The sequence below is a fragment of the Shewanella sp. 10N.286.52.B9 genome (genome assembly GCF_002873635.1).
Classification (GTDB): Bacteria; Pseudomonadota; Gammaproteobacteria; order Enterobacterales; family Shewanellaceae; genus Shewanella.
The window spans coordinates 1-6,615 of sequence record NZ_MCTY01000128.1 but is presented as its reverse complement, the minus strand read 5'-3'; the positions used below and the strand labels follow the sequence as shown (position 1 = coordinate 6,615).

General features: G+C 33.0%; 3 protein-coding genes. All 3 read right to left on the bottom strand.

Annotated elements, in window-relative coordinates; all coding sequences use genetic code 11:
- Positions 1 to 486: 486 nt before the first annotated feature.
- The 3 genes from BCU91_RS07885 to BCU91_RS07875 all read right to left on the bottom strand — a co-directional run bounded on the left by BCU91_RS07885 (position 487) and on the right by BCU91_RS07875 (position 6,484).
- A complete protein-coding gene (locus BCU91_RS07885) occupies positions 487 to 1,776 on the bottom strand; it encodes a site-specific integrase (protein ID WP_102531239.1) in 1,290 nt (429 codons plus the stop codon).
- Positions 1,777 to 1,887: 111 nt separating this feature from the next.
- Positions 1,888 to 5,274: a PAS domain-containing hybrid sensor histidine kinase/response regulator gene (locus tag BCU91_RS07880; protein WP_133126592.1), complete on the bottom strand. Its 3,387-nt coding sequence runs from the start codon at positions 5,272 to 5,274 to the stop codon at positions 1,888 to 1,890.
- On the bottom strand, positions 5,261 to 6,484 hold the full coding sequence (locus BCU91_RS07875) for an EAL domain-containing response regulator (protein ID WP_102531237.1): 1,224 nt from the start codon (positions 6,482 to 6,484) through the stop codon (positions 5,261 to 5,263). Before BCU91_RS07875 ends, BCU91_RS07880 begins: the two co-directional genes overlap by 14 nt.
- Positions 6,485 to 6,615 lie beyond the last annotated feature (131 nt).

The window sequence follows — 6,615 nt, the reverse complement described above, 5'->3', positions numbered from 1 at the left end:
CTGTTATTTATTATCTATAAATTTCATACACTTAATGTTAACTAGTATTAATAGGTAATGATATTCAGTTTATAAAGAACACCAGAAAACATGCTTCATTAACTTTAGTGTCAGTTTTTGTGTAGTAAATCAATACATGTATGCGGAGTTAACAGCTTACTATATGTTTTCAGTTCGATCTGTAGTTATCTTGCTGAGGGCATAGTTATTGGTACAAGGGCAAATAAAAATCTCATTGCGCCGTAAAATCTCGATCTAAGTGGCAGGGCTCATACGAACTTTCGAATCCTTAAAGGCATAAGCTATTTAACATAATATACATTGTGCGTAGTTGTGTGTGGGTATTTTTATATGCTTTTAAAGCTACATTAGACAACTAACATAGCTTTTAAATATGACCTTATTTTAAATTCTGAGCCATATTACCTTGATTATATCTTCAGATTTCACATAGCGTTGCCTGTTAAATATGCATATTTGATGACATTAATTAGCTAAATGATTAAATGGTTTATTTTGTGCACTTTGATCACGTTCTGTCTGGCTAGTATGTAAATATTGTGACGTGGTATCAATACTTTCATGGCCTGCATCAGCTTGAACATGTGATAATGGTCTTTGGTTTAAATTGATGTCATGAGTTATACCGGTATGACGAATATTATGTGCGGTTAGTTTCCTCATGAGTTGACTGTCATAATCAAAACCATCTTCAAACGCTTTATCTGCTGCGAGGTTTATTAAGGTATTAATTTCTTCACGAATTTGTCTTATCCCTAGGTTAGCATTTAGCATTCCAGAATCTCGACCATGACCAGCGGCTTTATGTCTAACAAAAATCGGATGCGTTTCATTGGCACTTGGTAATGCTGACAGGCCTAGATATTCTCTATAGGATTTAAGACCTGTTAGTAGTGATTTCGAAATAGCAATATTTCTTGCTTTGCCACTTTTAGAAAATGGTACATAAAAATACCAAATACCAGTATGCGGATTCTTTTTAAATTGACTCATTAATGGCGAGTATCCAGCTCTAGCGCTGATTTCAGAAATTCTAAGATAGCAACTATAGAGTAAATTAATTAAAAACAAGCTACGTTGATGTTTTTCTGGCTGCGATATTGCTAACTCAGAAACTGTAGAAACCACGTATGACCATTGTAGTTCAGTAAAAGCATGATGATTATCATCGTCATCTTTTATGTATTTTTTCTTAACAGCAAAACGACTGTATTTGAGCCATAATTGTGCAGGATTTTTCTCTGTGTATTCTTCACTAATTAAATAGCTATACATAGATGATACTATTGCTATTTTGGTTTTTAGTGCGTTATCACTCAAACTATATGGTTGTGGTTTTCCAAGTATTTTTTTACCTACAAATGGCCGCCATTGTGGATTTGGTATTCTTTCATTTACGCTTTTTTCTAGCTTAAATTGTGGCACATTAAAATAACCAATAAATTCGTTGGGTGGTGTTTCGCAGTATGCAATATACCTGGCGATATCTTTTCTAGTTACCATTATTGGCGATATTACAGCCACATCAAAACACCAATGTAGAAATGTGGTTAATTCACTTCGGTAGGCTTTATAGTTATTTTCACTATGCCGTTGCTCATATAACCAATCAGAGCAATGTTCAATAATTAAACCGGCATCAGTTACATTATCAAGAGTAATTTGAGTGATGTATTGATTAACGACACTATTACCTTCAAGTAAGAAGTCAGCAGAGTCAAAAAGCGGTAATACTGGTGGTAGAGTGTAATCCATATATTTTATATCTAATTAAAACACGTACTTATTCTAGCATTATCATGATGCCGATAACGTTATTTATCGGCATTAAAATCAATATTTTACTACTACAATCCCATTATTTGCTTACGAATCTTTGATTTGTAAAATTCCACGTTTAACTAATAAGTCCTTTATTCTTAGTGTTTCACTCTCAATTGTATGCAGTTTTTGTTTGATATCGTCAATTTTTGATGCGTTTTGCTCAATCCATTTAAACTTTTCCCCAATAACAGCAGCACCTGTCGAAAACGATATCCCTTTCAATGCATGCGCTCTGGTTCTTATCAAATCAGATTGCCCTTCCTCTACAGCTTCAATCAATTTTTTAGTGTCTTGGGTAACACTATTCCAATACATTAATAAAATTTCGTCAGTTATTGTTTTATCATTGGTACCGATAATTTTAATTAAGTGCTTAAAATCAATACTATCATTAGCCTTATGGCGCTCAGTACAATCTACAACCTCCCCTATAGCTTGTGTGTTTTTGTCCCGACTCATATATTTACTTAGGGCAATTTTGAGCATTTTTAATTCAACAGGCTTAGCAATATAATCATTCATCCCTGCCCTAATACAATTTTCAAATTCACCTACAAGCCCATTGGCAGTTACTGCAATAATCGTCGTTGGGCTTAGCCCTTTGCGACTTTCTTCTTTACGGATTTTTTTTGTTAGCGCAAATCCATCCATATTAGGCATATGACAATCAGTAAGTATTAAGTTGAACCTGCCTGTTATCCATAATTTATATGCAGCATTTCCATCTACTGCTATTTCATGTTCATATCCTAGACTTTCCAATTGATTACTTAATACTAATCTATTCGTTGGCTCATCTTCTGCGAGTAAAATCAGATTACGATTTCGCTTTTTATCTACTTTAAGCGCTACCTCTACCCTATGGTTTTCCTCTATTTCTTTGTTTAGATCTAGTGTTGGGCTTTCAAGTTCACATAAAATAGCTAAACCATGGATTAAGTCGCTGGGTTTTAACGGCTCACACTTGACGACATAGGTCAGTGGATCAATGTAGCCATTATTTTTTATCTGATGTGGATTTAAAATTATTGTTTTTAAGCTTGTTGATTCTAAAATATTAGTTTTATCGACTGCAGATGTAATCACTACAACTTGTTCATCTTTTATGGCGCACAAATTCTCTAGCTTATCAATTCCAACTTGGCTGACATGTAAAGGGTTTAATTGGGCTATAATGTCCTGACAACACTTCGAAAGTTCTTTTGATTCATGAATAATATAAAAACGGTATTCACTAAAATCTAAATGTTCAAATTCATATTTCGTATTTTTATTTTTAGTTATAGGGATTGACAGTCTAAAACAACTGCCCTTTCCTAATTGACTTGTTAATTTAATTTCACCACTCATTAATTCACTAAATGATTTACAAATACTTAACCCTAAACCTGTGCCACCAAATTTTCTTGTAGTCGATGTGTCAGCTTGAATAAAAGGTGTAAATAATTTTTTTTGTTGTAACTCTGAGATCCCAATACCGTTATCTATGACATCAACAACCAAAGAAACACTAATCCAATCAAATCTTGTTTTTATAATCACAACACTTTTTCTTTCTAAGCTTGAAAATTTTATCGCATTGCCTACCAAGTTAAGAATTATCTGTCTGAAGCGTACGGCATCAATTTTAACTTTATCTGGGATTTTTAAATCAGGACAAATATATAGCTGTATATTTTTATTATTTGCATTGATACAGAGTGCATCTACAGCTCTTTCTATTAAAGAAAGAATGCTTACTGATGTCAGTTCTAGTTCAATTTGTCCCGATTCAATTTTTGAAAAATCTAAAATGTCATTAATAATATCTAATAACGAAAACGAAGAATCCTTTATGGTTGCCGTCATACGCTTTTGTTCTGTATCTAAGTGAGTTTGTCTGAGTAAATCAATCATACCGATTACACCATTCATTGGTGTTCTGATCTCATGACTCATAGTTGCTAGAAATCTAGATTTGGCTTCGTTAGCATGTTTTGCCGCTTGGGTTTCTTTTTCTAACTCGATTTGAATTAATTTTTCATGGGTAATATCAATATTGATGCCAAACATCATTGTGGGTTTATTATTTTCATTACAAGATACATTCGCCGCGCACCGAACCCAAACTAACTCATTGGTTTCAAGGTTAAAAACTCTAAACTCAATTTTAAAAGAGCAGATGTTATGAATAGCAGCTAAGATATGATGTTTAATTTCTTCAACGTCTTCTGGGTGAACAGCATTAAGCCAATCTTGGTAAACAAGCTGTTGGTCTAAATTGATCCCATATAGCAGTCGCGTACCTTCATCCCACTTTAATTTATTCGTAACTAAATCTAACGACCAATTATTTACACCTCCTGCCTCTGATGCGATAGTGAGTCCGGCTAATAGCTCTTCTCTTTCTTTACTTATATTTATTAGCGCTGTTTCTATATTTTTTCTGTCTGATATATCTTCAATTACAGCGATCATATAAATAGGTTGGTTTGTGACATTATCACACACTAATGATACTGATATGTTAGCCCAAAACTCACTTTTATCTTTCCTAACATACTGTTTATCTAGGTTAAAAAAATAAATTTCTTTAAGAAGCAGTTGCCTAATTAGCATCTCTGATTTTTCTATATCAGTATCAACAGTCAAGTCTTTTATTGATAACTTACAAAACTCTTTCTCGCTGTAACCAAAAATTTTGCATAGCATTGGGTTAACTTCAACAATGTATGAATCAACATTTACTCTTGCGATACCAATTGCAGCTTGATTAAAAGCTGATTTGTAAATCATTTCTTTATTAAATAGTTTTACATACAAATCTATTTCGCGTTGTAATTGTTCTTGTTCCGCGGTGATATCTCTTATTAGTGCGAGGTACAATGTTTCATTTTCATGTGGTAGTTTACTAATTGAAATTTCTATAGGGATATATAATCCAACTTTATTTAAAAAATATAACTTTTCAGGTTTACTCACTAATTTTTTAATCCGCTCAATCATAGTGTCAGTTGATTTTTGATGAGTAGGTTCCGTAAAAAACAAAAATAGTGATAAATGGCTTGTTATTATGTCGTCTTTACAACAGACCAAAATCCTTTCCACTCGTTCACTAACATTCAAAATAACACCGTCTTTGTCTATTAGAATATAACCGTCTTTACTTAATTGTGATAAAACATTTTTATTAAAAACATAAAATATTTTCTCTATTAGGTCGTTATTCAGTTTTTCAGGAATGACTTCTTTCCTACAATGGGTAGTTGGAGTTTCGATAATAGCTAGCTCATGCTTATTCAATTTACTTAAATGTAGATAAAGGATTAGCAGCCAACATGTAGCGAAAAAAGTGAGTGTTATCATATGGCCAGCTAAAACAACAATAGCAGCAAGTAACAAAACCCCATATATTATAAAAATGGAACCAACCCTTTTAAGTCCGTTCACATGTTAATTCCCTTTGAAATTTTACCCCGTAATCAAGCCCCTCCTTATTAATAACCGTTATTATTTTATTGGCTGGAAAAGGTTTACAGAAATAGAATCCTTGAGCAATATTGCACCCCAGTTTCTTAATTACATCTACAGTTTCTTTTGATTCAACACCTTCTGCAATCGCTGTCATTTTAAGGTCATTGGCAAGTAAAATACTTCGTGTAAACAAAGCTTGAGACTTAGTATTTGTAACAATATTTTCAACAAAGCATCTGTCTATTTTCAGTTCATGAAAAGGTAACATATGTAATTGTTCTAGTGAGGCAAAGCCTGTACCAAAGTCATCGATTGATAGTTTAAATTTCATCATGCGTAATCTCAGTAAAGCTACAATCATCACTGATGGGTTTGAAGGGATTGCAGTTTCAGTTAGCTCGCAAGTAATCGAATTGCAAGATATTTTATTTTTACTGGTTACTTCTTCTAACCAAAAAGGTAAGTCCTCTTCATCAAGCACTTTACCTGAGATGTTAATTGATAAACTCAACGAACGATATTTTACATCCAATTTAGCAAAGTTTTTTATGGCATCTTCAACAACAGCTTTGGTAATACGTAGAATAAATTTATTTTCTTCTGCTGCATGTATAAATTGAGAAGGCGAAATCACTTTATCACCATCAACTATTCTAGCTAATGCTTCAAAGCCACAAATTTGCATGGTGTCAAGATTATATTGTGGTTGTAAGTAAGCGCGAACATTACCTTTATTTAAGTGATACTCTAATTGTTTAGATGTGAGGGTTGCTATGACTTGTGTTTGAGGCATGCTATCAGCATTAGTGGCTTTAACCAAAAACTCACTCAGCATTGTTGCGGTGATGGGTTTACGAACTACACCAAGAATATTAAGATGATAATAAGTGGCTAATACTTTAGCAGAATTAAGTAAAGTTTCACCTTCTCCGCTGAATAATACAATAGCACTGGTATATTGAATTTCTATGAGTCGTTGAAGTAAATATAATCCGTCTTTTACGGGCATATTTAAGTCACAAAATATCAAATCAAAATGTTTTTGTTTGATTAAATTAAATGCTTCTAATCCATCAGCCGCCTCGATAATTTCATAAGTCCCTAGTTGTTCTAGACTTCTTGTGAAAATTCGTCTAACTATTGGCTGGTCATCTACTACTAAAATTGAGTTAATGTGCTTTTTCACTCAGATCCCACCCATCGAATGTCCATTTCTTACTATGAGTATAGACCACTTATACAAAACAGGTAGATAAACTAATTTCTATATTTTTAGTATTTTACAGGCAGCAAACATACCCGAGTATTCTTTAAATT